We start from the raw sequence: 23,953 nt of genomic DNA on the forward strand, positions 1-23,953 counted from the left end.
TCACAGGGCGCTGGCCGCCGCGGCTTGGCCGGAGACGTGCTCGGGCGCCCCCTGGGCGGGCCGCCGACCCGCCGGCCCTGGGCGATCGAGTCCGAGGTCGAGCAGACTGTCGAGACCGACGGTGACTCCCCGGGCGTCGCGGGCGGCCACGAGGGCGAGCCGGATGCCCCGCTCGTAGGACGCGGGCGAGATCGTGTCGTGCGTGATCGTGACGAGTTCGTCGACGCCACCGAACACGACCTCCTGGCGGGCGACGACACCCTGGAGCCGCAGGCTGTGGATCGGGATGCTCGAGACCTGCTGTCCCCTCGCCCGCTGGTCGGTGTGCGGGGCGGCGACGGGCCCACGGTCGCCACGAGCGGCCATCATCAGCTCGGCGGTGCGCACGGCGGTCCCGGAGGGCGAGTCCACCTTCGTGTCGCGGTGGGACTCGATGATCTCGATCGAGTCGAAGAAACGGGCCGCGACGGTCGCGAGACTCGTCGACAAGACGGACCCCAGCGAGAAGTTGGGGATGATGACGACGCCCTGCTCGGGCAGCTCGGCGAGCCGGCGGTCGAGTCGCTGGATACGCTCGGCCGACCAACCGCTCGTCCCGACGAGCACGTTGATGCCCTGGGCGACGGCGTGGTCGACGATCCGCTGGCTGACCCCCGGGACCGTGACGTCGACGACGAGGTCCGCCCCGTCCATGTCGCTCAACTCGCTCGACGAACCGAGCGACGCGACCAGCTCGAAGTCGTCGAGTGAACCGATGATGCTGGTGAACAGTCGGCCCATCTTGCCGCTCGCGCCGGCCAGCGCCACTCGTGTCGTCATGCCCTCAGCTTACGTGCTGCCCGTCCGGGAGGAGGCGGGCCGCCCGGCTAGACGATGTGCGGCTCGGGAAGACCCGTGCGGAGCTCCATGGGGAGGTGCGCGAGGTCGTTGTGGGTGATGAGGCTCCACGGACGCCCGGCGCGCTGGTGCAGCACCGTCAGTCCGCCGTTGGCCTGGTTGATGCTCACCCAGCGCCATGCGGGCGCCTGGAGCGCCTCGCGGACGAGCCACCCGATGACGAAGTTGTGCGTGATGAGCAGCTCGTGATGGTCACCGCGCTTCGGCGAGAGGAACTCGGCGGCGGCGTCGGCCATCTGCGCTTCGCCCGCCTCGATCTCCGCCTCGGTGATCGAACCGAAGAAGGGGTCGAACGCCGACGGCGTCTCCGGTGTGCGTCCGCTCGGGACGCAGTCGAAGAGCAGCGACGACGGCTCCGGTGTGACGGCCGGCATCCGCTCCGCGATGATCTGGGCGGTCTCCGCAGCCCGCTGCAACGGCGAGTGCCATGCCGCGGTCATGGGCACACCGCCGAGGCGCTCCGCGAGCAGCTGTGCCTGACGCCGACCGCGTGCCGACAGTGGTCCGTCGGGCAAGCCGTGCTCAGCGTGCTGCTGCTCGCCGTGTCTGACGAGATACAGGTAATGGGACATTCAACGCACCCCCGCGATGATCGGAGCGAAGGTGTCCTCGTCGACGGCTCCGACCGCCGACACCGTGATGGGCTGCGCGGCGAGGTGCTGCGCGAGCTGCTGGACGTCGTCCTGACCGACGGACTGCAGGCGACGGATGCTCTCGTCGAGGTCGATGAACTCGCCGAGGGTCAGCTCCGCTCGACCGAGTCGGCTCATCCGGGAGTCCGAATCCTCCAGGGCCAGCGCCGAGGCGCCGCTCAGCTGGCCGAGCGCCCGCGACAACTCCTCGTCCGTCACGCCGTGCTCGGCGAGCCGGAGGAGTTCGGCGAGCATGAGCTCGGCCACGGTCGCCGCCTTCGCCGTGGAGCAGGCGGCAGCGAGGCCGAAGACGCCGGCGTCCGAGTAGCTGCCGGCGAACGAGTACACCGAGTAGGCGAGCCCGCGCCGTTCTCGGATCTCCTGGAACAGGCGGCTGGACATGCCGCCGCCGAGGATCGAGTTGAGCATGCTCATGGCGAATCGTCGCTCATCGCCCGCGATGAGGCCCGCTCCGCCGATCTGCAGGTGGACCTGCTCGGTGGGTCGGTGCACGACCGAGAGCGGCGAGCCGCCGACGACGGCAGCAGGAGCGAGTGTCCGACGCGCGACCGGTGCGGCCACCGCGTCCGCCGGCCAGCCCGCTTGCACGAGCGCATCCGACACCTGGGCGACGAGCGCGTCGTGGTCGACGGCGCCGGCCGCCGTCACGATGACGTCGTTCGCACGGTAGTTGGCTCGGTAGTGCGCCACGACGGCGTCCCGGCCGACCTCGATGATCGACTGCGGGTGACCGCCGATGGGACGCCCGAGCGGGTGCTCGCCGAGCACGCGCTCGAAGAACCGTTCGTTGGCGACGTCCCCTGGATCGTCGTCCATCATCGCGAGCTCTTCGAGGATGACGCCGCGTTCGTTCTCGAACTCCTCCGGGTCGAGCAGCGAGGAGGTGAGCATGTCGGTGATGACGTCCACCGCCATCGGCAGGTCGCGATCGCGCACCTTGGCGTAGTAGCAGGTGTGCTCCTTGGCCGTGAGCGCGTTGTGCTCGCCGCCGACGGCGTCGAAGGCGACCGCGATGTCGAGGGCGGAACGCGACGGCGTGCCCTTGAACAGGAGGTGCTCCAGGAAGTGCGTCGAGCCGAAGGTCGCCGGTCGATCGGCGGTCGCCGGTTGTTCGTCGCGGGAGCCGACGGCCACCCAGTAGCCGATCGTCGCGCTGCGGCTGCCCGGCATGTGTTCGCTCAGGATCCGCAGCCCGTTGGGCAGGACCGTCCGGCGGACGAGCGCGTCCCCGGATGCGGTGAACGCGAGCTCGGGACGAGTGAGCGGAAAGTCGACGGCGGCGTTCATCACCCCAACCATACGTCAGGTTCCCGGGCGTCGCGCGCGAGCGACCGTGAGCAGGCGCCCGCCGGTCGACTCAGCGCAAGCGACCGGAGACGCGGTCGAGCTCGAGGATCTGCCCGCGGCTCAGCCGCACGTCGGCCGCCGCGATGAGCGAGTCGACGTGAGCCGGCTGGGACGCGCTCGCGATGGGCGCGACGACGCCGGGACGTGACATGGCCCAGGCGAGCGCCGCCGAGGCCACCGTGCAGCGGTTCTCCTCCGCGATCTCGTCGAGGACGTGCAGGACCCGCAGTCCACGGCGGTGGAGATGGGTCGCGGCGCGACTGCCGCGGGTGCTCGGGTCGAGGTCGGAACGAGTGCGGTAGCGGCCCGTCAGGAAGCCGTTCGCGAGGGCGAAGTAGGGCAGGACACCGAGGTGCTGGGCCGTCGCGACGAGCGCGAGGGTGCTCTCGTACGGCTCCCGGTGCATGAGGCTGTAGTGCGTCTCGAGCGCGACGAACTGGGTGAAGCCGCTCGCCGAGAGGATCCGCGCCTCCATGAGCCGTTCAGGGGTCGTGTTCGAGGTGCCGAGGTAGCGGACCTTGCCGGTCTCGATCAACCAGTCGACCGTCCCGAGGCTGTCGGCCAACGGGATGCTCGGGTCGTCGTCGTGGAAGGACAGCAGGTCGATGTGGTCGGTCTGCAACCGTTCGAGCGCCGCCTCGACCGCGCGGATGATGCTCACCGAGCCGAGACCCGGGTAGTCGGGGTGCCGGCCGATCTTCGTCGCGACGACCATGTCGTCCCGGTTGCGGCGCTTCCGCATCCAGTTGCCGATGAGGATCTCGCTGCGTCCGCCCGCGTAGCTGTCGGCGGTGTCCACCATGTTGCCGCCGGAGTCGTGGAACCGGTCGAGGATGTCCGATGTCGTGTCGGGGTCGACGGTCCACCCGAACACGCTGCCGCCGAGCACGACCGGGAAGACCGACAACTCGGAGTCGCCGATCGTGCGCCTCGGTGCCTCAGAAGGCTCGGGGTCCTGGACGGGCGTCGGGAAGGACGGGTGCGGGACGAGCTGCTCGGGACGCCGACTCGCGTCGTCGTCGACGCCGTCCGCTGCTCCGCCGACGAGAGAACTGCCACGGGTGCTCGACGAGCGCCAGAGGTGTGGCATCCCCTGCCCCTCTCTCGGTCCGCCGACCGGTGACGCGCTGCACCGTCGGGATCCGTGCGTGGCGCGACGGGCCGGTGCTTGCTCACCAGGCTAGAGGAGACCGGCGACTTCGGCTGGACGACATCACGACGGGGTGGCAACTGATTCGTAACGATTGCGGGAGTCGGTCGATCACCTCGGATCGACGGACACCTCGGCACGGGCGAGCACGAGTCGCGCGTGCCGCAGGAGCGGCTCGTCGACCATGCGTCCCTCGTGTCGGAACACGCCGGCGGCTCCCGCTGCGGCGTCGAGCAGCGCACGCGCCGCTGTGACCGATCGGGGGTCCGGGCGGTAGGCGGCGCGAACGGTCGGGACCTGTCCGGGGTGGATGCACGCGGAGGCGATACAGCCGACGGCGGCCGCGTCCGCCGCCTCGTCCGCGAGCCCGTCGAGATCGTCGATGTCGAGGTGGACCGCGTCGATCGCGGCCACCCCGGCGGCTCCCGCGGCGAGCAGCACCGACGACCGCGCCTGTCTGACGACGTCCCGGTATCGCCCGTCGGCCCGCCGACTGCTCGTGCCGCCCAGGGAGGCGATGAGGTCTTCAGAGCCCCACATGAGCGCGACGACCGCAGGATGGGCGGCCAACGCGGGTGCCTGCACGACACCGGCAGCGGTCTCGCACAGCGCGATGATCCGGACGTCCGGGATCGCGTCCACGAGCCGGTCGAGCGCCGCGGTCGTCTCCGTCTTCGCAAGCATGACCGTGCGATAGGCGGTGTCCGCGAGCGCCGCGGCGTCCTCGTCGAAATCGACGGTCCCAGCCGGGTCGACCCGGACGACCGTGCGCGAGGGATCGAGCGGATGGTCGACGATCGCCCGGCGGGCGGCCGGCTTGTCGGCAGGGGCCACGGCGTCCTCGAGATCGAGGATGACGGCATCCGCGCGCTCGGCCGCTTTCGCGAAGCGGTCCGGACGGTCGGCCGGGACGAAGAGGATCGCCGGCCCCAGGTCGAACGCTACGGCGCCGGTCACGATGCAACCGAGCACTGGACGAGCGTGCTCCTGGTCGCGGTCGCGACGACGACGCCGTCCTGGTTCCGACCCGTGTGGAGCAGCGTGACGACACCCTCGCCCGGCCTCGACGACGACAGCCGTTTGGCCGTCACCAGCGTCTCGGCGTACAGCGTGTCGCCGTGGCGCATCGGGTTCGGGAAGGCGATGTCGGTGAAGCCCAGGTTCGCGACGATCGTCTGCTCGGTGAGCTGCGCGACCGACAGCCCCACGAGCGTCGAGAGGGTCAGCATCGAGTTCACGAGCCGTTCCCCGAAGGGCCCGGTCGCAGACCACGCGGCATCCACGTGCAGTGATTGCCCGTTCATGGTGAGGGTCGAGAACAGGACGTTGTCGGCTTCCGTGAGGGTGCGCCCTGGGCGATGGCGGTAGGTCGCACCCACCACGAACTCCTCGAAGTACAGGCCCCGCTGCTCGATCACGGGGCCGGGCTGCCCCTCGGACGGTTCGCTCATCATGTCCTCAGGACGCGAAGCCGAGTTCGCGGGCGATGATCATGAGCTGCACCTCGGTGGTGCCCTCCCCGATCTCGAGGATCTTGGAGTCCCGGTAGTGCCGCGCCACCGGGTTCTCGTTGAGGAACCCGTAGCCGCCGAAGATCTGGGTCGCGTCGCGTGCGTTGTCCATCGCGGCCTCCCCGGCGACCATCTTCGCGATGGAGGCCTCCATCTTGTAGGGCGCTCCCCGGAGCATGCGCGACGCGGCGTCGTAGTAGGCCTGCCTGGCGGTGTGGACCCGCGCCTGCATCTTCGCGATCCGGAAGGCGATCCACTGGTTGTCACCGATCGCCCGACCGAACACGACCCGCTCCTTGGCGTAGCGGATCGCCTCCTCGAGGCACCCCTGGGCCGCTCCGACGGCGAGCGCGGCCACGGCGATCCGTCCACCGTCGAGCGCCGTGAGGAAGTTGGCGTACCCGCGCCCGCGTTCGCCGAGCAGGTTGCCCTCCGGCACGCGGACGTCCTCGAACCGCAGCGGGTGGGTGTCGGAGGTGTGCCACCCGACCTTGTCGTAGGGCGGTAGCGCGGTGAAGCCCGGCGTCGGGACCGGCACGAGGATCGACGACAACTCCTTCGTCACCCGGCCGTCGGATCGGACCCGCTCCCCCGTGACGGCCGTGACCGTCACGAGACTGGTGATCTCGCTCCCGGAGTTGGTGATGAACTGCTTCGTGCCGTTGATCACCCACTCACCGTCGACGAGCTCGGCGGTGGTCTCCGTCGCGCCTGCATCACTGCCGGCACGCGCCTCGGTGAGGCCGAACGCGGCGAGCGCCTGCCCGCTCGCGAGCTGCGGGATCCATTCCTCGCGCTGGGCGTCGGTGCCGTACAGGTAGATCGGCATGGCTCCGAGGCCGACGCCGGCCTCGAGGGTGACGCCGATGCTCTGGTCGACGCGTCCGAGCTGCTCGACGGCGAGGCAGAGCGCGAAGTAGTCCATCCCCCCGCCGCCGAGTTCCTTCGGGAACGGCAGCCCGAAGAGTCCCAGCTCCCCCATCTGCGCGATGATGTCGTACGGCAGACGCCGTTCCGTGTCGTACTGATAGGCGGCGGGCGCGACGACCTCGTCGGCGAACGCCTTGACCGTGTCGACGATCCGCTGGTGCTCGGGGCTGAGCTCGGTGTTCATGCTGATGCTCCGTTCGTGGGTGCTGCATCGGTTGGGGCTGCGTTGAGGTGTGCTGCGACGGGGTCTGCGGCGATCGTCGCAACCGACTGACGGGTGGCGACCGTGCCACCCGTGGCGACGTGGAGGGTGACCGTGCCGTCGGTCGTGGCGGTGAGGAGGTGCTCCATCTTCATCGCTTCGACGGTGACCAGCGGCTGACCGGCGGTGACGGCGTCGCCGCTCGTGACGTGCACGGCCGTGACGGTGCCGGGCATCGGCGTCCGCACCTCCGGATCGACCGCACCGGCCGCAGTCGGATCCCCTCCGGCTGGGAGCGCCCCACGCGGGACCACCTCGACCACACTGATGGCACCGTCGAGCGCGATCCATCGTTCGTCCCCCACGCGGACGGTCTCCAACGGGGTGCTGACACCGTCGTGCTCGAACCGCAGGGTGCCGTCCGACCGGCTGAGGACCGCGGCCCGGGTCGGTGCCGCGTCATCGACGGAGACGCTCGCGTCATCGCTCGACCCACGCACCTCGATGCGGACGATGCGTCCGTCCTCACGACGCAGGTGCTGTCGCGTCGGTGCTGCCGCGCCGAGGCGCCACCCACCGGGATCCGACCACGGCGTCCCGAGTCCGGCGGTCCGCGCTGCGGCCTCGAATCGTCGGTCGTCCGTTTCGGCGAGCGCCCCTGCGGTCAGGACCCGCTCGGACGTCGCGGCGGACGGGCTGTCGTCGAGCAGGTCGGCGATGAGACCGGTGTGCAGTCGTCCCGCGACGACGTCCTCGTCGGCGAGGAGCCGCCGGAGGAAGCCGAGGTTCGTGCGGACACCGAAGACCACCGTCGCCGCGAGCGCGGCGTCGAGTCGCCGGAGCGCGGTCCCGCGATCCTCCGCCCAGCACACGATCTTCGCGAGCATGGGGTCGTACCAGGGGCCGACGAACTGCCCGGCGGCGATGCCGCCGTCGACGCGGACGCCCGGCCCGTGCGGCAGACGCACCCGCTCGAGCACCCCGGTCTGGGGCAGGAAGCCGCTCGACGGGTCCTCCGCGTACAGCCGCGCCTCCACCGCGTGACCACGCAGGACGACGTCGTCCTGCGTCATCGCCAGCGGTTCACCGGCGGCGACGCGCACCTGCCACTCCACGAGGTCGAGCCCCGTGACGAGCTCGGTGACCGGATGCTCCACCTGCAACCGCGTGTTCATCTCGAGGAAGGCGAACTCGTCGGGTCGGTCGTCGGCGACGAGGAACTCGACGGTCCCCACCCCTCGGTAGCCGACGCTCCGTGCGACCGTGCAGGCCGCCTCGCCGAGTCGCGCCCGCTGCCGGTCGTCGACGAGCGGCGACGGGGACTCCTCCACCACCTTCTGGTGCCGACGCTGGAGCGAGCACTCGCGCTCCCCGAGGTGCACGACCGCACCGTGGGCGTCCGCGAGCACCTGCACCTCGATGTGCCGGGGTCTCGTGACGAACCGCTCGAGGAGGAGCGTGGCGTCGCCGAAGGCCGCCTCGGCCACCCGGTGCGCGGAGGCGATGGCCGATGGGAGCTCCTCGGCGCGCTCCACCACCTGCATCCCCTTGCCGCCGCCACCACCCGCCGGCTTGACGATGAGCGGGAAGCCGATGGCGACGCCGGCACGGACGAGCGCGTCGTCGTCGAGCGAGGCGTCGGCGACGCCCTCGATGATCGGGACGCCTCGAGCCGCGACGTGGTCCTTCGCCCGGATCTTGTCGCCCATGAGGACTAAGGCGCGCTCGTCCGGTCCGATGAAGACGATCCCGGCAGCGGCGAGCGCCCTCGCGAGCGCGGGTTGTTCGGACAGGAAGCCGTAGCCCGGGTGCACCGCCTCGGCCCCGGTCGTGACGGCGGCTCGGACGACGGCGTCGACGTCGAGGTAGCTGTCCACGGCCGGCGCGGGTCCCAGGCGGACGGCGCGGTCCGCGAGCCTGACATGCGGGGCGTCGCGGTCGGCGTCACTGAAGACCGCGATGCTCTCGATCTCCATCGCCCCGAGCGTGCGGATCACGCGACAGGCGATCTCGCCGCGGTTCGCGACGAGGACGGAGCGGAAGGGACGCGCGGGTGCGCGGCCGGGCGGGTTCGGTGTCTGGATCGTCATGCCGTCACATCCTGAAGAGGCCGAAGCCGGGTTCCGGCAGGGGCGCGCGGGAGCACACCTCGAGCGCGAGTCCGAGGACCGTGCGGGTCCGGGCGGGGTCGATGATGCCGTCGTCCCAGAGCCGTGCGGTCGAGTAGTACGGGTTGCCCTGCTCCTCGAAGTCGGCGAGGATCGGCGCCCGGAAGTCCTCCTCCGCCTGGGCGGTCCACGCCTCACCGCGGGCCTCGAGTTGGTCGCGTTTGACGGTCGCGAGGACACTCGCCGCCTGCTGTCCCCCCATGACGGAGATGCGCGCGCCCGGCCACATCCAGAGGAACCGGGGATCGTAGGCCCGGCCGCACATGGAGTAGTTGCCGGCGCCGAACGAACCACCGATCACCACCGTCAGCTTCGGCACCCGGGTGGTCGCGACCGCGGTGACCATCTTCGCGCCGTGCTTGGCGATGCCTCCGGCCTCGGCGTCACTGCCGACCATGAAGCCCGAGATGTTCTGGAGGAACAGCAACGGGATGCCGCGCTGGTCGGCGAGCTCGATGAAGTGAGCGCCCTTCAGGGCCGACTCGCTGAAGAGCACGCCGTTGTTCGCGATGATGCCGACGGGGTGCCCGTGCAGCCTCGCGAACCCGGTCACGAGGGTGTCGCCGTACTCGCGCTTGAACTCCGAGAAGTCACTGCCGTCGACGAGCCGCGCGATCACCTCACGGACATCGTAGGCCGTCTGCAGCTCCGCCGGGACGACGCCGTACAGTTCCGCCTCCGGGACGATCGGCGGCACGCTCGGACGCACCTCCCACGCGCGCTGGTGGGGCGCCGGCAGCGTCGCGACCGCATCCCGGAGGATGTCGAGCGCGTGCGCGTCGTCGTCGGCGAGGTGGTCCGTGACCCCCGACACCCGGGCGTGGAGGTCGCCGCCGCCGAGTTGCTCCGGCGTCACGACCTCGCCGATCGCGGCTTTCACGAGGGGTGGACCACCCAAGAAGATCGTGCCCTGGCCACGCACGATCACGTTCTCGTCGCTCATGGCGGGGACGTACGCACCTCCGGCGGTGCAGGACCCGAGTACGGCAGCGAGTTGCGGGATGCCGACCGCCGACATCCTGGCCTGGTTGAAGAAGATTCGGCCGAAGTGGTCCCGATCGGGGAAGACCTCATCCTGCGTCGGGAGGTTCGCTCCCCCGGAGTCGACGAGGTACAGGCACGGCAGTCGGTTCGCGGCCGCGATCTCCTGGGCCCGGAGGTGCTTCTTCACCGTCATCGGGAAGTACGAGCCGCCCTTCGCGGTCGCATCGTTCGACACGACGAGCACGTGTCGTCCGTGGACGAGGCCGATCCCGGCGATGACCCCGGCGCCGGGAGTCGCGTCGTCGTACATACCGTGCGCGGCCAAGGGCGCGATCTCGAGGAAGGGGCTCCCCTCGTCGAGCAGGCGGTCGACCCGATCGCGCGGCAGCAGCTTCCCCCGGGCGACATGCCGGGCCCGCGACGCCTCCGGTCCGCCCAGGGCCGCGGCCGCCATCGTCTGTTCGAGCACCGTCACGAGCGCCCGCTGCGCCGCCTCCTGCTCGCGGAATCGGGCTGAGGTGGGATCGGCACCGCTCGTGAGGGTGGGCACTCGGGCTCCTGTCGTCATCGACCGTGAGTGCATTCAGTTACTCATCACTCACTGAAAGAGAGGTTACAGTTCATTAACTGAAAAAGTCCACCCCGAGGAGATCCGATGACCGGTCGTGACACGCCGTCCCCGAACCCGCCGCACCTCGGGCGCTCGGAGGCGAAAGCGGCACGTCGCTCCGCCCTCCTGCGGTCAGCGGCCGGACTGTTCGCCGAGCGCGGCTTCGCCGGGGTGTCGATGGAGGACCTCGGAACGGCCGTCGGCATGAGCGGACCCGCCGTCTACCGCCACTTCCCGAGCAAGCAGGCCGTCCTCGCAGCACTCCTCGTCGGCGTCAGTCAGGACCTGCTGGATGGCGGGACCCGCGAGGTCGAGCAGGCTCCGGACAGCGATCGAGCACTGCGTTCGTTGGTCACCTTCCACGTGGCTTTCGCCCTCGACGACCCCGACGTGATCCGCATCCAGGACCACGACCTCGACAGTCTGGCACCGGACGACCGCCGCGCGGTCCGCACCCTCCAGCGGCGCTACGTCGAGCGGTGGGTGGATGTCCTCACGACGCTGCATCCCACGATCCCAGCGGCGGAACTGCGGGTCCGGGCGCTCGCGGGCTTCGGACTGATCAACTCCACGTCCCACAGCACCTCCCTCGGCAGGAACGAGGCCGGGACACCCGACCGCGAGGCGGTGCGCTCGACGCTCGAGCGGATGGCACTGGCCGCCCTGCTCGCCGCGTGAGGACGCGGAGCAGCGTCAGTCGACGAGCACGGACAGGACGTTCCCCGCTGGATCGGTGAACCAGGCGATGTCCGGGCCGTTCCCGCGCATGATCCCCTTCGCGTCCGTCGGCAGGACGTCGTCGGGGTACAGCTTCGTCACCACGCCCTGCGCCTGCAGCTCGTCGACCGCCGTGTCGATGTCCTCGACCACGAGGTTCAGCACCGTGAACGAGGCTGGTGTGTGGTCCGGCTTGCCGTAGACGAGCACCGACCCGCCGGCGGGGAGCGCTACGTCCAGGAATCCCATGGCGTTGTCCGTGACCGTGAGACCGAGGACGTCCCCGTAGAACGCCCTCGCCGCGTCGATGTCGTCGACCGAGAACCCGCTGAAGACATCCGTGTAGGTGACCATGAGCCGCTCCTTTGCTGATTCCCGATGCGTACACGATGCACGATGCCACGTCGCGGTCGTCGCGTCCAGGCCCGAACGGCCGCCGGGGCGGGCGAGCGCGAGGGCCTGGACTCGACGATCACACCATCGTCAGGACCATCGCCGGATCGGAGAGCATCGTTCCGAGGTCGACGAGGAACCGGGACCCCTGCTCTCCGTCGATGAGCCGATGGTCGAACGACAGCGACAGCGTCACGACGTGTCGCAGCGCGACCTGCCCCTCGAACTCCCACGGCTGGCGACGGACGGCACCGAGCGCGATGATCGCCGCCTCACCGGGGTTCAGGATCGGCGTCCCCGCATCGACGCCGAAGACGCCGACGTTGGAGATCGTGATCGTCCCCCCTCGCAGTTCCGCCGGAGCGGTGCGTCCCTCGCGGGCCGTGCGGACGAGGTCCGACACGGCGTCCGCGAGTTCGAACAGGCTGAGCTCCTCCGCCCGAGCGATGTTCGGCACGAGGAGTCCTCGCGGCGTCGCTGCGGCGATCCCGAGTCCGACGTGGCCGTACTCGACGATCTCCCCGGCAGCCTCGTCCCAACTCGCGTTGACCGCGGGAGTTCGTCTCACGGCGATGCACACCGCTTTGGCGAGGACGGTCAGGATGTTGACCCGGTGGTCCCCGGTCCGAGGCGAGCGGGCGAGCGCGTCCAGCAGCGACATCGTCGGCGTCACGTCGACCGTCAGGAACTCCGTCACGTGGGGAGCCGTGAACGCGCTGCTCACCATCGCCTCGGCGGTCCGACGCCTGACACCCGTGATCGGCCGACGCACCGACCCGTCGGCCGCCGTGGCCGTCGCCTCTGGGGTCCCGGCCGGTGCCGCTGCCGCTCCGCGAGCACGCTCCGGCAGCTGCCCACTCAGGCCGGTCGCAGCGCGCTCGACCTCCTCACGCGCGATCCGACCACCGACGCCGGTGCCGACGAGCGTTCCGAGGTCGACGCCCAGATCACGGGCGAGTCGCCGGACCGGCGGTGTCGCGCGGGGCCGAGAACGCTCCGGCACCGGGGCGGTGTGCGCCGGGGCAGGTGTGTCATCGCCGGCGGACCGGGCACGGCGCCGTGGCCGTTCACCGCTCGCCGTGCGAGGACCGTAGCCGACGAGGACCGGCTCGCGGTCCGCGGCCCCACTCGGACGGTCGACCTCCGCTCGGTCGGCCTCGGGGACCGACGGGGGCGGAGCGGTCTCACCATCGGGGGCGAAGTCGACGAGCGCCTCGCCGACGAGGACCGTCGTCCCCGGTTCGACGTGGAGCCTCGTGACCACGCCGGCGGTCGGCGCGGGCAGTTCGACGAGCGCCTTCGCGGTCTCGACCTCGGCGATCACCTGGTTGAGCTCGACGTGGTCGCCGACGGCGACGCGCCAGGACACGAGTTCGCTCTCGGTCAGACCTTCACCGAGATCGGGTAGGGAGAACCGCTTCATCGCCGTCCCTCCCCACCGGTCACAGGCCGGGCATCGGCCCTGCCCACAACGGAGGCCGAGGACCGACGCCCCAGTGCGCGATCCACCCCGTCCAGGATCCGGTCGAGGTCCGGGAGGAAGTGGTCCTCGAGCGCCGACGCGGGATAGGGGGTGTCGAACCCCGTCACCCGCACCGGGGCCTCTTCGAGGAGGTCGAAGCAGCGTTCGGTGATCGAGGCCGCCAGCTCGGCTCCGACCCCTCCGGAGCGTTGCGCCTCGTGCGTGATGACGAGTCGCCCGGTCTTCTCGACCGAGGCGGCGACCGCGTCGACGTCCAAGGGCGCGAGGGATCGGAGGTCGATCACCTCCAGGTCGACACCCTCGTCGGCCGCGGCCTCCGCAGCCTCGAGCGCCGTCTGGACGAGCGGACCGTAGGCGACCAGCGTCGCGTCCGTGCCGGCGCGAACGGTCCGCGCACGGGTGAACGCGAGCGGATCGGCGGGGAGGTCGTCGAGGACCTCACCCTTCGTCCAGTACCGCCGCTTCGGTTCGAAGAACAGCACCGGGTCGTCGCACGCGATCGCCTGACGGATCATGGTGTGCGCGTCCTGGGGGTCCGAGCACGTCACCACGCGCAGTCCCGCCGTGTGCGCGAAGTACGCCTCCGGGGACTCGGAGTGGTGCTCGACGGCGCCGATTCCTCCGCCGTACGGCACCCGGATGGTGACCGGCATCCGCACGGCGCCCTTCGTCCGGTAGTGCAGCTTCGCCAACTGCGCGACGATCTGGTCGAAGCCCGGATAGATGAACCCGTCGAACTGGATCTCGCACACCGGGCGGAAGCCTCGGAACGCCAGACCGATCGCCGCTCCGATGATCGCGGACTCCGCCAGCGGCGTGTCGACGACGCGATCGGCGCCGAACTCAGCCTGGAGGCCGTCGGTCACCCGGAACACCCCGCCGAGTCGGCCGATGTCCTCGCCGAGCAACAGGACCCGGTCGTCATCGGCGAGGGCGTGGTGCAGTCCGGTGTTGATCGCCTTGCTGAGGGTGAGCGTGGTCATCGGGCACCACCGTCGAACATCGCGAGGTAGGAGCGGTACTCCTCGCGTTGCCGTTCGAGCCCGGGGTGGGCGGTGGCGTAGACCTCGTCGAAGAGCGAGAGCGGGTGAGGGGCAGGCAAGGCGAGGCACCCCGCACGGACCCGGGCGGCCGCGGCGTCGGCGACGGACGCGACGTGGGCTCGGGCCGTCTCGTCGAGGACCCCTTCGGACTCCAGCAGACGCTCGAGACGGGTGATCGGATCCTTCGCACGCCACGACGCGACCTCGCTCTCGTCCCGGTACCGCGTCGGATCGTCCGAGGTGGTGTGCGGCCCCATGCGGTAGGTGACGGCCTCGATGAAGGTCGGCCCACCACCGGAACGTGCGCGGTCGACGGCGATCCGCATCGCCGCCGTCACGGCGACCACGTCGTTGCCGTCGACCCGCATGCTCGGCACCCCGAAGCCCGGTGCCCGGTCCGCGATGGGGCGCTGGGCCTGCAGCCCGACGGGCTCGGAGATCGCGTACTGGTTGTTCTGGCAGAAGAAGACCACGGGTGCCTGGAAGCTCGCGGCCAGCACCAGCGCCTCGTTCACGTCGCCCTGACTCGTCGCCCCGTCGCCGAAGTAGGCCACGGCCACCGCGTCGGACCCGTCGCGCTGACAGCCCATCGCGTAGCCCGTCGCATGGAGCGTCTGGGCCCCGATGATGACCGCCGGCGTCGCCATGCCGACCGCGAACGGGTCCCAGCCCGACAGCGCGGTCCCCCGCCACATCGCCATCAATTGATCGAGTTCGACGCCACGGCAGTACGCGACGGCCTGTTCGCGGTAGCTCGTGAAGACGAAGTCCCCGCGCCGCAGGACCCGCGCCGACCCCACCTGGGCGGCCTCCTGCCCGAGCGACGGCGGCCACAGACCGATCTCGCCCTGCCGTTGCAGAGCCGTCGCCTCCGTGTCGATGCGGCGCGTGACGACCATGTCCTCGTAGAGCGCGAGCAGCTCGGTGTGACCGAGGTCGGCGACGAAGAGGTCGTAGAGGGCGTCCTCCTGACGGACGCCGTCCGGATCGAGGAGCTGGACGCACCCGTGGTCGACCGGGACCGGTTCGCGTGCATCACCGCCCCGCTCGTCGGAATCCTGCGGGAATTGGGTGTGAGTCTCCATCGACACGATGCACGCCGCCTTGAGTTCGGTGACCTCACGGCGGTGCCTCGTGAGCGATGCCGTGCCCTCGCGTCATCGCGAGGTGGTCCGAGGCTACGCCGGATCACCCTGGCGCTCAACCGTCGACACTCCGCTCAACGGCGAACGCCCGCCCCGCGGAAGCGGGACGGGCGTTCGGGTGCAGCTGCTGAGGCTTAGCCTTCGGCCGGGGCCTCGGGGCCTTCGCTGGCAGCGTCGCTGCCGTGCGTGTCGGCCTCATCGGCCACGACCGGAGCGAGCGAGAGCTTGCCGCGGTCGTCGATCTTCGTGATCTCGACGAGGATCTTCTGGCCGACGCCGAGCACGTCTTCGACGTTCTCCACACGCTTGCCACCGGCGAGCTTGCGGACCTCGGAGATGTGCAGCAGGCCGTCCTTGCCCGGGAGCAGCGAGACGAACGCGCCGAACGCGGCGATCTTGACGACGGTTCCGAGGAACTGCTCGCCGACCTCCGGGTTGGTGGGGTTCGCGATCGCGTTGACCTGGGCACGAGCGGCCTCGGCCGACGGACCGTCGACGGCGCCGATGTAGACGGTGCCGTCCTCCTCGATGGAGATGTCGGCGCCGGTCTCGTCCTGGATCGAGTTGATCGTCTTGCCCTTCGGGCCGATCAGCTCGCCGATCTTGTCGACGGGGATCTGGACGCTGATGACGCGAGGCGCGGTCGGCGCCATCTCGTCGGGAGCGTCGATCGCCGCGTTCAGCACGGAGAGGATCGTCGTGCGGGCGTCCTTGGCCTGCTGGAGCGCACCGGTCAGGACCGAGGTCGGGATGCCGTCGAGCTTCGTGTCGAGCTGGATGGCCGTGACGAACTCGGAGGTACCGGCGACCTTGAAGTCCATGTCGCCCAGGGCGTCTTCGGCGCCGAGGATGTCGGTGAGCGCCGCGTAGCGGGTCTCACCGTCGACGACGTCGGAGATGAGGCCCATGGCGATACCGGCGACGGGTGCGCGGAGCGGCACACCGGCGTTCAGCAGCGACAGGGTCGAGGCGCAGACGGAACCCATCGAGGTCGAACCGTTGGACCCGAGGGCCTCCGAGACCTGACGGATCGCGTAAGGGAACTCCTCGCGGCTCGGCAGCACCGGCACGAGTGCGCGCTCGGCGAGGAAGCCGTGCCCGATCTCGCGACGCTTCGGCGAACCGACCCGGCCGGTCTCACCGGTCGAGTAGGGCGGGAAGTTGTAGTGGTGCAGGTAGCGCTTCTTCGTGACGGGCGACAGCGAGTCGATCTGCTGCTCCATCTTGAGCATGTTCAGCGTGGTGACACCCAGGATCTGGGTCTCGCCGCGCTGGAAGATCGCGGAACCGTGGACGCGCGGGATGACCTGCACCTCGGCGTCGAGCGGACGGATGTCGGTCAGGCCACGGCCGTCGATGCGGATGCCCTCGCGGAGGACACGGCCGCGCATGACGACCTTCGAGACGGACTTGTAGGCCGCAGAGAACTGGGTGAGTACCTCGGCGTCGAGCGAACCGGCCTCGACGCGCTCGGTGATCTCCGCCTTGACACGGTCCTTGAGGGCGTCGTCGGCGTTCTGGCGCTCGATCTTGTCGGCGATCTGGTAGACGTTCACCAGTTCGTCGTGTGCGAGACCGGCGACGGCGTCGTAGCTCTCCTGCGTGTACGGGAGGAACACGGGGTAGGCCGCGATCTCCTTGGCCGCCTGAGCGGCGAGTTCGCTCTGTGCCTTGACGAGCTGCTTGAGGAACGGCTTGGAGGCCTCGAGACCGGCAGCCACGACCGCCTCGTCGGGCTTCGTGGCGCCGCCCTTGATGAGGTTCCAGCTGTTCTCGGTGGCTTCCGCCTCGACCATCATGATCGCGACGTCTTCGTTGCCGTTGGCGTCGGTCACGATGCGACCGGCGACGATGATGTCGAAGACGGCCTCCTCGAGCTGGTCGACCTTCGGGAAGGCGACCCACTGGTCGGCCTCGCCGGCCTGGCCGGGGATCAGCGCGAGACGGACGGCGCCGATCGGACCGGAGAACGGCAGACCCGAGATCTGGGTGGACATCGACGCCGCGTTGATCGCGAGGGCGTCGTAGAACTCACCCGGAGCGATCGAGAGGACGGTGATGACGATCTGGACCTCGTTGCGGAGGCCGGTGACGAACGACGGGCGCAGCGGCCGGTCGATGAGGCGGCAGACGAGGATCGCCTCGGTCGAGGGGCGGCCCTCACGACGGAAGAACGAACCGGGGATCTTGCCGGCGGCGTAGGAGCGCTCCTCGACGTCCACCGTGAGGGGGAAGAAGTCGAAGTTGTCCTTGGGGTGCTTTCCGGCCGAGGTGGCCGACAGGAGCATGGTCTCCTCGTCGAGGTACGCGGCGATCGCGCCCTGTGCCTGCTGCGCGAGGCGGCCGGCTTCGAACCGGACCGTGCGCTTGCCGAACTTGCCGTTGTCGAGAACGGCCTCGGCGAACTTGATTTCTGGACCTTCCACAGGTCTCTCCTTCGTACGTGTGCGCTCCCGTCGAGTGACGGGCCGCGCGTCCCGAATGGACGCGCCGTCGAGCGCGGTCGTGCATGATGCAGCGCGCAACACAGCCGCAGTACTTGCTCAAGCCGCCCGGTCTTCCGGGACTTGGCTGGCCACCAGTAGAACACCACCCGCGGATCGCGAGGGATACACCACCGAGGACCAGCTTCCTGTCGGCTGGCTGTGCGCGGAGCGGACCATCACGGTCCGCCGTCGGTCAGCCTAGCAGAGGGGGGTTCGGCGATCCCCGGAACGACACGGATCCTCAGGTGATGGGCGGGGTGCCAGGGGCGTCGGGAGACGCCGCGCGCCGGCGGTCGCGTCCCCACGACACGAGCAGGAGGACCATCGCGACGGCCGCTCCGAGGAGGGTGTCGAGCACGCGCTCCCCCACGATCGCGAGCACCGGTTGCGTCGACGAGGACGTGCTGATGATGAGCACGAGCGGCGTGATGAAGACGAGCGCCAACGCGTAGTGCCGGATGACGACGAGCTCGATCGTGAACTGCAGGGCGGCCAGCACGAGCGCGAGGATGTAGCCGTGCGGCTGGAGCGAGGCCACGGCGAGGAAGATCCCGGCGCCGACGACCGTCCCGAGCACGCGGTGCACGCCGCGTGTCGCGCTCAGGGTGCGCGAGTGCCCGACGCTGAGGATCGCGACGGCGGACCCGGCGATCCAGTACCCGTGACCGAGGCCGAGGACCGCTCCGAGGACCGCACTGATCGCGAGCGCGACCGTGAGGCGTGTCGCAATCCGGCGGTCGGTCGCGCTCAGCCGGTACTCGGGGAACAGCACCCGCATCGGCGTCGGCTTCCCCGCGCCGCGGCGGACGGCGGGCACGAGCAACGGCGCGACGACCACCAGGGAGGCGAAGGCGGAACCGGCCGCCACGAGCAGGACGACCAGTCCGCCGTCGAGCCCGGCGCCGCCGATCGGGACGGGCGCGGTCAGGTGGCCGGCGATGCCGAACACGAGGATGAAGAACAGCGCGCCCGGAGGGCCGAGGACGATGCCCTGCACCAGCCAGATCACCGCCGACCCGACGACGATGAGACCGATCGCGGTCAGCGGCCGTGAACCCGACATCGCGACACCCAGCGCCGCGGCCGTGACGAGTCCTGCTCCGATGAGCGGCAGCACCCGCAGACGGTCCCGGCGGCTGAGGGGCGCGCAGTAGAGCGCGGTGAACGCCCCGAGGCCGGTGAGCAGGCCGAGCGGCGTGAGTCCGAAGAACGTCGCGACCGCGACCGGCACGGCCATCGCGATGGCCGCGGTCAGGGCGGCGGGCCAACGTTTCGGCGACGGCGCGAAGCTGATCAGTGAGGTCTTCAGACCGCGTTCAGCCATCCGGTCCTCCGCTCTCGTGCAACCATCCAACGCTACGCCATCCTGAGCCCGGCGCCCGGGCCCCGTCATCGCGCGGGCCGCCCCGGGCTACGCTGGTGCGAACCCCAGGAGGTGACGTTGACGCATCCCGCGCCGGCAGCCGCTCGCCCGAAGCAGCGGGTCCCGTTCTGGGACAACGCCCGTTTCGCGTGCATCACGCTCGTGGTCATGGGCCACGCGATCCAACGCCTGACCTCCGAGTCCGACACCGCGCTCGTCGTGTACCTGTTCCTCTACGCCTTCCACATGCCGGCGTTCGCGATCATCAGCGGGTACTTCTCGAAGTCGGCCCCTCCCGGACGACGACAGATGCGTCGGGTGATCACGGACATCCTCCTGCCCTACCTGATCATGGAGGGGATCTGGTCCCTCGTGCAGTTCCTCGTCGAGGGCAAACGCGCGTTCAACCCGACCCAACCGTCGTGGACGCTCTGGTTCCTCCTCGCGCTCGGCATCTTCCGCCTCGTCCTGCCCTATCTCGCGCTCCTGCGCTGGCCACTGCTTTGGAGCGTGGTGATCTCGATCGGCGTCGGCTACCTCGACAACGTCGACAGCACGTTCTCGCTCTCGCGCGCACTCGGGATCCTCCCGTTCTTCGTGCTCGGGTGGCAGATCAACCGGTGGCGGCTCGTGGACCGCTGGCGTCTCGTCCGTACGAGGGCCTGGTGGATCCGGATCGCCGCCGCCGCCGTCCTCATCGCTTGGGCGGTCGTCCTCGTCGTCGGGATCGACCTGTGGCGGCGCATCGACCTGCGCTACTGGTTCTTCTACGACCGGGGGTACACCGCGCTCGGCAACGAGGACGGGACGGGCGGCCTGGTGCGACTCGCGGCGATCCTGCTGGCCGTCGTCCTCACCGCGGCGTTCTTCGTGCTCGTCCCCCGCGGCCAGTCGTGGATCACCCGGTACGGACAGTCGACGATGTACGTCTACCTGCTGCACTCCTTCGTGCTCTACCCCCTGCGTGAGTCGGGCGTCCTCACCGACACGGGCAGCCCCGAGCTCGTCCTCATCGGCCTGCTGGTGCTGTCGGTCCTGATCGTCGTCGTACTCTCCAGCGGACCCGTGCGCCGCATCACGAGACCGCTCATCGAACCCCGCGCGGCGTTCATCTTCAGTCGCAAGCGGGCCTTCGACCCGGAGCCCCCTCGGAGCGACCCGACCGGGTCCCGCCGCGACGTCACGAGGTGACGAGGACGACCTTCCCGCGGACGTGACCGTCGATGAGGTGGCGGTAGGCGTCGACGACCCGCTCGATGGGCCACACGCTGTCGATGGGGAGGACGATCTCACCCCGCGCGATCGACTCGCCGAGCGCTGCCAGCTCGTCGAGCGTCGCGTCCTGTCCACCGACGCCGCGGAATCCGTGCTCGGCGGCGAAGGGCCGGTCCGCGATCGTGTTGACCCGCTCCGGCGCGACGCCGAGGTCGCGCGCCAGCTCGAGGGTGGGCCGGCCGTGGGTGTCGATGACGGCGGTGATCCCGCCAGGGGCCGCCTCGAGGACACGCTCGCGCAGCCCGTCGCCGTACTGGACGGGGATGATGCCGAGACCGCGGAGGAACTCCTGATTGGCCTCGCCGGCGGTGCCGAGCACGACCGCGCCCGTCCGCCTGGCGAGCTGCGCCGCGAGCACGCCGACCCCGCCGGCCGCAGCACTCACGAGCACCGTGTCCGGCTGCTGGACGCCGACGGCGGCGACCGATGCGATCGCCGCGCGTCCCGCGATGTCGAGGGCGCCGGCCTGCTCGATGGTGAGCCCGTCCGGCACATGATGGAGGATGCCGGCCGGAGCGATGAGGAAGTCCGCCTGCGCGTGGAACCGGTGTCCGCCGTACACGTGGTCGCCCGTCGCGAATCCCTGGACACCGCTCCCTACGCCGTCCACCACCCCGGCGAAGTCGTTGCCGTTCCCGCTCGGGACGTCCCGGCCGAAGGAGGCGAGCGCTTCGGGTGATGCCGCGAGCTTGTGGTCGACGGGGTTGAGGCCTGCGACGAGGACACGGACGCGGACCTCGTCGTGGCCGGGCACCGGGATGTCGCCCTCGACGAGGTGGAACACCTCGGGGCCACCGAACCGGTCGAACCGCACGAACCTCGCCATGATGCCTCCTCCGCCGGCTTCCGCCGACCTCCATGCTCACACGCTTCCCAGGCGAGGACCACCCCGGCCGCAGGGGACGTCACGCGCCGTTCACCCGGCCGAGCGAGAATCACGGGCATGGCATGGGTCGATGAGCTGCAGACGGCGATCACGGCGTGGTTGCTCGAGATCGCCGCGTCCGGCTGGGTGTTCCCGGCGCTGTACCTGCTGACGGTCGCCGACGCCTTCCTGGTCGTCCTTCCGAGCGAGACCGCGGTGACGGCGCTCGGAGCGATCTCGACGTCGAGCGGCTCGCCGGGCCTCGCCCTCCTCATCGGCGTGGCCTGGGCGGGCGCCGTGACCGGCGACGTGTCCTGCTACCTCCTCGGACGACGGATCGGGACCACACGGTTCGCCTGGATGCGGCGTCCGCGGGTCGCGGGCGCGATCGGACGTGCGGGCGTCGCCCTCGAGCGCCGTGCCGCTGCAGCCATCCTCACCGCGCGCTACATCCCGTTCGCGCGCATCGCGGTCAACCTCGTCGCCGGGGCGAGTGGGCTCCGCCCCCGTCGGTACCTTCCGATCACCGTCCTCGCAGGGCTCGCCTGGGCACTGTGGAACGTGGGCGTCGGAGCCGTCGTCGGCCGGTTCCTCCCGGATCAGCCGGTACTCGCGACCGCTGTCTCGATCGTCGTCGCCGTCGGCCTGGGCGTGGCCGTCGACCGGATCAGCGCAGCCCTGGCCGCACGACGGCGACGACCACTGGCCTCACTCGACGAGCTCGCCCCGCGCCTTCTTGCCGACGATGGAGTGCCGGCGGCTGTAGGCGAAGTAGATGATGAAGCCGAGCGCCAGCCAGACGAGGAACCGCACCCAGGTGAGCGTCGTCAGGTTGAGCATGAGCCAGACGCAGAGCACCGCTGAGAGGATCGGGAGGAACGGCGACCACGGGACACGGAATGCGCGCGGCAGCTTTGGATACTTCTTCCGCAGTACGATCACGGCGATGCTGACGAGCACGAACGCGGAGAGCGTCCCGATGTTGATCATCTCCTCGAGGATGCCCACGTCGGTCAGGCCGGCGATCAGCGCGACGAGCGCGCCGACGATGAGCTGCACCCGCACGGGTGTCTTGCGCTTCTCGGAGGTGACGCTGAGCGAGCGCGGGAGCAGGCCGTCGCGGCTCATGGCGAAGACCACGCGGGCGAGGCCGAGCAGGAGCACCATGATGACGGTCGTCAGGCCGGCGAGGATGCCGATCGAGATCACCTGCGCCGCCCAGTCCGCGCCCACCGCGATGAACGCCGTCGCGAGTGAGGGGTCCTCAGCCTCGGCGAGCGTCGTGTACGGCACCATGCCGGTGAGGACGAGGCTCACCCCGACGTAGAGGACGGTCACGATGGCGAGGCCACCGAAGATGCCGCGCGGCAGGTTGCGCTGCGGGTCCTTGACCTCTTCCGCGCTCGTGGCGACGACGTCGAACCCGATGAAGGCGAAGAAGACGAGTGAGGCACCGGCGAGCAGACCGAAGACGCCGTACTGTGCGGGCGCTGCCCCCGTCATGAAGGAGAACAGCGACTGCGACCAGGCGTCGGACGCCCCGCCCTTCGTCGGGACCTCGTCGGGGATGAACGGCGTGTAGTTCGCGGCCTTGACGAAGAAGGCGCCGACGACGATGACGAAGATGACGATCGCGACCTTGATGATCGTGAAGACGCTCGCGACACGCGAGGACAGCTTCGTCCCGAGGACGAGCAGGGTCGTGAAGATCGCGACGATGACGAACGCGCCCCAGCTGACCTTGAGCCCGAAGACGTCGAGCTCGCTCGGCACGTCCCAGCCCCAGAGCAGGAAGACGTTGCTGAGGTAGATGCCCCAGTACTTGGCGATGACGGCGGCCGCCGTGAGCATCTCCAGGATGAGGTCCCATCCGATGATCCACGCGAGGAGCTCACCGAGGGTGGCGTAGGTGAAGGTGTAGGCGGAGCCGGCGACGGGCACCGTGGAGGCGAACTCCGCGTAGCACATGATGGCGAGGGCACAGGTGACGGCCGCGAGGATGAACGCGAGCGACACGGACGGGCCCGCGTAGTTGCCCGCGGCCTTGGCTCCGACGGAGAAGATGCCGGCGCCGACCGCGACCGCGACACCCATGATCATGAGGTCCCAGGTGCCGAGGGTGCGCTTCAGACTGCGCCCTTCGACGCTGGAATCCGCGAGGGAGTCCTCGATGCTCTTCGTCCGCCAGATGCTCATGGTGCTCCTTGCCGTGGTGCGGTACCTCGTGGCCTCGCTCGAAGCCGACTCTCGACCTTGCCAGATGAGCAGGCCGAGGTCGAGTCGCAGACGGGATGTTCTCCAGCTGCAGCGTTCCTGATCGAACACGAACGGGCCGCCATCCCGGAGGATGACGGCCCGTCACGAAGAAGCTCGCGGTGTCAGCGCCCTTCGACAGGCTCAGGGACCGTGGGTCTCGTGAGCTGGCGGAGGGTTCAGAGTGCTGCCTAGCGGCGGAGTCCGAGGCGCTCGATCAGCGAGCGGTAACGCTCGATGTCGACGGCCTGGAGGTAGCCGAGGAGGCGGCGACGCTGTCCGACCAGGAGCAGCAGGCCACGACGCGAGTGGTGGTCGTGCTTGTGCTCCTTGAGGTGCTCGGTGAGGTCCTTGATGCGGCGGGTCATGACCGCCACCTGGACCTCGGGGGATCCGGTGTCACCTGGGTGGGTTGCGTACTCTTCGATGATCGCCTTCTTACGGTCTCCTTCAAGCGCCATAGTGGTGATCCCCTCTC

The 23,953-nt window shown here is 70.0% G+C and carries 20 protein-coding genes and 1 pseudogene; 3 read left to right on the forward strand and 18 right to left on the reverse strand.

Annotated features, from left to right (window positions below):
• From dapB to ACQ3HE_RS13315, 9 genes are all read right to left on the reverse strand, one after another.
• Window positions 1-819: a 4-hydroxy-tetrahydrodipicolinate reductase gene (dapB, locus tag ACQ3HE_RS13275; RefSeq protein ID WP_430893119.1), complete on the reverse strand. Its 819-nt coding sequence runs from the start codon at window positions 817-819 to the stop codon at window positions 1-3.
• Window positions 820-866: 47 nt separating this feature from the next.
• Window positions 867-1,469: a histidine phosphatase family protein gene (locus ACQ3HE_RS13280; protein WP_071262315.1), complete on the reverse strand. Its 603-nt coding sequence runs from the start codon at window positions 1,467-1,469 to the stop codon at window positions 867-869.
• Window positions 1,470-2,837, reverse strand: a complete 1,368-nt coding sequence (locus ACQ3HE_RS13285) for a M16 family metallopeptidase (RefSeq protein ID WP_430893120.1) — start codon at window positions 2,835-2,837, stop codon at window positions 1,470-1,472.
• A 70-nt stretch (window positions 2,838-2,907) separates the two neighbouring features.
• On the reverse strand, window positions 2,908-3,987 hold the full coding sequence (locus ACQ3HE_RS13290; RefSeq protein ID WP_079002693.1) for an aldo/keto reductase: 1,080 nt from the start codon (window positions 3,985-3,987) through the stop codon (window positions 2,908-2,910).
• Window positions 3,988-4,158: 171 nt separating this feature from the next.
• Complete coding sequence (locus ACQ3HE_RS13295) at window positions 4,159-5,004, reverse strand: HpcH/HpaI aldolase/citrate lyase family protein (RefSeq protein ID WP_430893121.1); 846 nt, start codon at window positions 5,002-5,004, stop codon at window positions 4,159-4,161.
• Window positions 5,001-5,498, reverse strand: coding sequence for a MaoC family dehydratase (locus tag ACQ3HE_RS13300; protein WP_430893122.1), 498 nt, complete (start codon window positions 5,496-5,498; stop codon window positions 5,001-5,003). Before ACQ3HE_RS13300 ends, ACQ3HE_RS13295 begins: the two co-directional genes overlap by 4 nt.
• Window positions 5,499-5,505: 7 nt before the next feature.
• On the reverse strand, window positions 5,506-6,672 hold the full coding sequence (locus tag ACQ3HE_RS13305; RefSeq protein ID WP_159879087.1) for an acyl-CoA dehydrogenase family protein: 1,167 nt from the start codon (window positions 6,670-6,672) through the stop codon (window positions 5,506-5,508).
• A complete protein-coding gene (locus ACQ3HE_RS13310; protein WP_430893123.1) occupies window positions 6,669-8,780 on the reverse strand; it encodes an acetyl/propionyl/methylcrotonyl-CoA carboxylase subunit alpha in 2,112 nt (703 codons plus the stop codon). Before ACQ3HE_RS13310 ends, ACQ3HE_RS13305 begins: the two co-directional genes overlap by 4 nt.
• 4 nt (window positions 8,781-8,784) lie before the next feature.
• The gene (locus ACQ3HE_RS13315; protein ID WP_430893124.1) at window positions 8,785-10,392 is read right to left on the reverse strand and encodes a carboxyl transferase domain-containing protein; all 1,608 of its coding nucleotides are present in this window, start codon (window positions 10,390-10,392) and stop codon (window positions 8,785-8,787) included.
• 105 nt (window positions 10,393-10,497) lie between these two features.
• Here ACQ3HE_RS13315 and ACQ3HE_RS13320 point away from each other — a divergent pair, with 105 nt between their 5' ends.
• Entirely contained in the window at window positions 10,498-11,130 is a 633-nt protein-coding gene (locus ACQ3HE_RS13320) for a TetR/AcrR family transcriptional regulator (protein WP_124769531.1), read from the forward strand.
• Between the two features lie 15 nt (window positions 11,131-11,145).
• Here the strand turns inward: ACQ3HE_RS13320 and ACQ3HE_RS13325 are convergent, their stop codons facing one another.
• The 6 genes from ACQ3HE_RS13325 to ACQ3HE_RS13350 form a co-directional block, all read right to left on the reverse strand.
• A complete protein-coding gene (locus ACQ3HE_RS13325; protein WP_430893125.1) occupies window positions 11,146-11,523 on the reverse strand; it encodes a VOC family protein in 378 nt (125 codons plus the stop codon).
• A gap of 118 nt (window positions 11,524-11,641) precedes the next feature.
• Window positions 11,642-12,985 (reverse strand): dihydrolipoamide acetyltransferase family protein, encoded by a 1,344-nt coding sequence (locus tag ACQ3HE_RS13330; RefSeq protein ID WP_430893126.1) that lies wholly within the window; start codon window positions 12,983-12,985, stop codon window positions 11,642-11,644.
• Window positions 12,982-14,028, reverse strand: a complete 1,047-nt coding sequence (locus ACQ3HE_RS13335; RefSeq protein ID WP_430893127.1) for an alpha-ketoacid dehydrogenase subunit beta — start codon at window positions 14,026-14,028, stop codon at window positions 12,982-12,984. The genes ACQ3HE_RS13330 and ACQ3HE_RS13335 overlap by 4 nt, the downstream gene beginning before the upstream one ends.
• Window positions 14,025-15,173: a pyruvate dehydrogenase (acetyl-transferring) E1 component subunit alpha gene (pdhA, locus tag ACQ3HE_RS13340; protein WP_430893128.1), complete on the reverse strand. Its 1,149-nt coding sequence runs from the start codon at window positions 15,171-15,173 to the stop codon at window positions 14,025-14,027. The genes ACQ3HE_RS13335 and pdhA overlap by 4 nt, the downstream gene beginning before the upstream one ends.
• Before the next feature lie 194 nt (window positions 15,174-15,367).
• Window positions 15,368-17,659, reverse strand: a complete 2,292-nt coding sequence (locus ACQ3HE_RS13345; protein ID WP_079707114.1) for a polyribonucleotide nucleotidyltransferase — start codon at window positions 17,657-17,659, stop codon at window positions 15,368-15,370.
• Window positions 17,660-17,960: 301 nt separating this feature from the next.
• Window positions 17,961-19,043: an FUSC family protein gene (locus ACQ3HE_RS13350; RefSeq protein WP_430893129.1), complete on the reverse strand. Its 1,083-nt coding sequence runs from the start codon at window positions 19,041-19,043 to the stop codon at window positions 17,961-17,963.
• Window positions 19,044-19,160: 117 nt separating this feature from the next.
• Here ACQ3HE_RS13350 and ACQ3HE_RS13355 point away from each other — a divergent pair, with 117 nt between their 5' ends.
• Entirely contained in the window at window positions 19,161-20,273 is a 1,113-nt protein-coding gene (locus ACQ3HE_RS13355) for an acyltransferase family protein (RefSeq protein ID WP_430893130.1), read from the forward strand.
• Here ACQ3HE_RS13355 and ACQ3HE_RS13360 read toward each other — a convergent pair.
• Complete coding sequence (locus ACQ3HE_RS13360) at window positions 20,263-21,183, reverse strand: NADP-dependent oxidoreductase (protein ID WP_159879101.1); 921 nt, start codon at window positions 21,181-21,183, stop codon at window positions 20,263-20,265. The two genes, ACQ3HE_RS13355 and ACQ3HE_RS13360, sit on opposite strands and share 11 nt — an antisense overlap.
• A gap of 117 nt (window positions 21,184-21,300) precedes the next feature.
• Between ACQ3HE_RS13360 and ACQ3HE_RS13365 the strand changes: the two are divergent.
• Window positions 21,301-21,786 (forward strand): annotated as a pseudogene (locus tag ACQ3HE_RS13365) (DedA family protein); the annotation flags it as partial.
• A 144-nt stretch (window positions 21,787-21,930) separates the two neighbouring features.
• On the opposite strand, the gene ACQ3HE_RS13370 reads toward ACQ3HE_RS13365, so the two are convergent.
• Together ACQ3HE_RS13370 and rpsO are read right to left on the reverse strand one after the other, a co-directional pair.
• A complete protein-coding gene (locus ACQ3HE_RS13370) occupies window positions 21,931-23,418 on the reverse strand; it encodes an amino acid permease (RefSeq protein ID WP_430893131.1) in 1,488 nt (495 codons plus the stop codon).
• A 248-nt stretch (window positions 23,419-23,666) separates the two neighbouring features.
• Window positions 23,667-23,936 carry a 30S ribosomal protein S15 gene (gene rpsO, locus ACQ3HE_RS13375; RefSeq protein ID WP_056012204.1) on the reverse strand — a complete coding sequence of 90 codons (270 nt, stop codon included), beginning with the start codon at window positions 23,934-23,936 and terminating at the stop codon, window positions 23,667-23,669.
• Window positions 23,937-23,953: the final 17 nt, after the last annotated feature.

The sequence above is a fragment of the Plantibacter auratus genome (assembly GCF_050587365.1).
In the GTDB taxonomy this organism is placed as follows: domain Bacteria; phylum Actinomycetota; class Actinomycetes; order Actinomycetales; family Microbacteriaceae; genus Plantibacter; species Plantibacter auratus.

Bases quoted from the DNA above. Each gene is read 5' to 3' on its own strand.
- dapB (WP_430893119.1), bottom strand. From the start codon at position 819: ATGACGACACGAGTGGCGCTGGCCGGCGCGAGCGGCAAGATGGGCCGA.
- ACQ3HE_RS13280 (WP_071262315.1), bottom strand. From the start codon at position 1,469: ATGTCCCATTACCTGTATCTCGTCAGACACGGCGAGCAGCAGCACGCT.
- ACQ3HE_RS13285 (WP_430893120.1), bottom strand. From the start codon at position 2,837: ATGAACGCCGCCGTCGACTTTCCGCTCACTCGTCCCGAGCTCGCGTTC.
- ACQ3HE_RS13290 (WP_079002693.1), bottom strand. From the start codon at position 3,987: ATGCCACACCTCTGGCGCTCGTCGAGCACCCGTGGCAGTTCTCTCGTC.
- ACQ3HE_RS13300 (WP_430893122.1), bottom strand. From the start codon at position 5,498: ATGAGCGAACCGTCCGAGGGGCAGCCCGGCCCCGTGATCGAGCAGCGG.
- ACQ3HE_RS13305 (WP_159879087.1), bottom strand. From the start codon at position 6,672: ATGAACACCGAGCTCAGCCCCGAGCACCAGCGGATCGTCGACACGGTC.
- ACQ3HE_RS13310 (WP_430893123.1), bottom strand. From the start codon at position 8,780: ATGACGATCCAGACACCGAACCCGCCCGGCCGCGCACCCGCGCGTCCC.
- ACQ3HE_RS13320 (WP_124769531.1), top strand. From the start codon at position 10,498: ATGACCGGTCGTGACACGCCGTCCCCGAACCCGCCGCACCTCGGGCGC.
- ACQ3HE_RS13325 (WP_430893125.1), bottom strand. From the start codon at position 11,523: ATGGTCACCTACACGGATGTCTTCAGCGGGTTCTCGGTCGACGACATC.
- ACQ3HE_RS13330 (WP_430893126.1), bottom strand. From the start codon at position 12,985: ATGAAGCGGTTCTCCCTACCCGATCTCGGTGAAGGTCTGACCGAGAGC.
- ACQ3HE_RS13335 (WP_430893127.1), bottom strand. From the start codon at position 14,028: ATGACCACGCTCACCCTCAGCAAGGCGATCAACACCGGACTGCACCAC.
- pdhA (WP_430893128.1), bottom strand. From the start codon at position 15,173: ATGGAGACTCACACCCAATTCCCGCAGGATTCCGACGAGCGGGGCGGT.
- ACQ3HE_RS13350 (WP_430893129.1), bottom strand. From the start codon at position 19,043: ATGGCTGAACGCGGTCTGAAGACCTCACTGATCAGCTTCGCGCCGTCG.
- ACQ3HE_RS13360 (WP_159879101.1), bottom strand. From the start codon at position 21,183: ATGGCGAGGTTCGTGCGGTTCGACCGGTTCGGTGGCCCCGAGGTGTTC.
- ACQ3HE_RS13370 (WP_430893131.1), bottom strand. From the start codon at position 23,418: ATGAGCATCTGGCGGACGAAGAGCATCGAGGACTCCCTCGCGGATTCC.
- rpsO (WP_056012204.1), bottom strand. From the start codon at position 23,936: ATGGCGCTTGAAGGAGACCGTAAGAAGGCGATCATCGAAGAGTACGCA.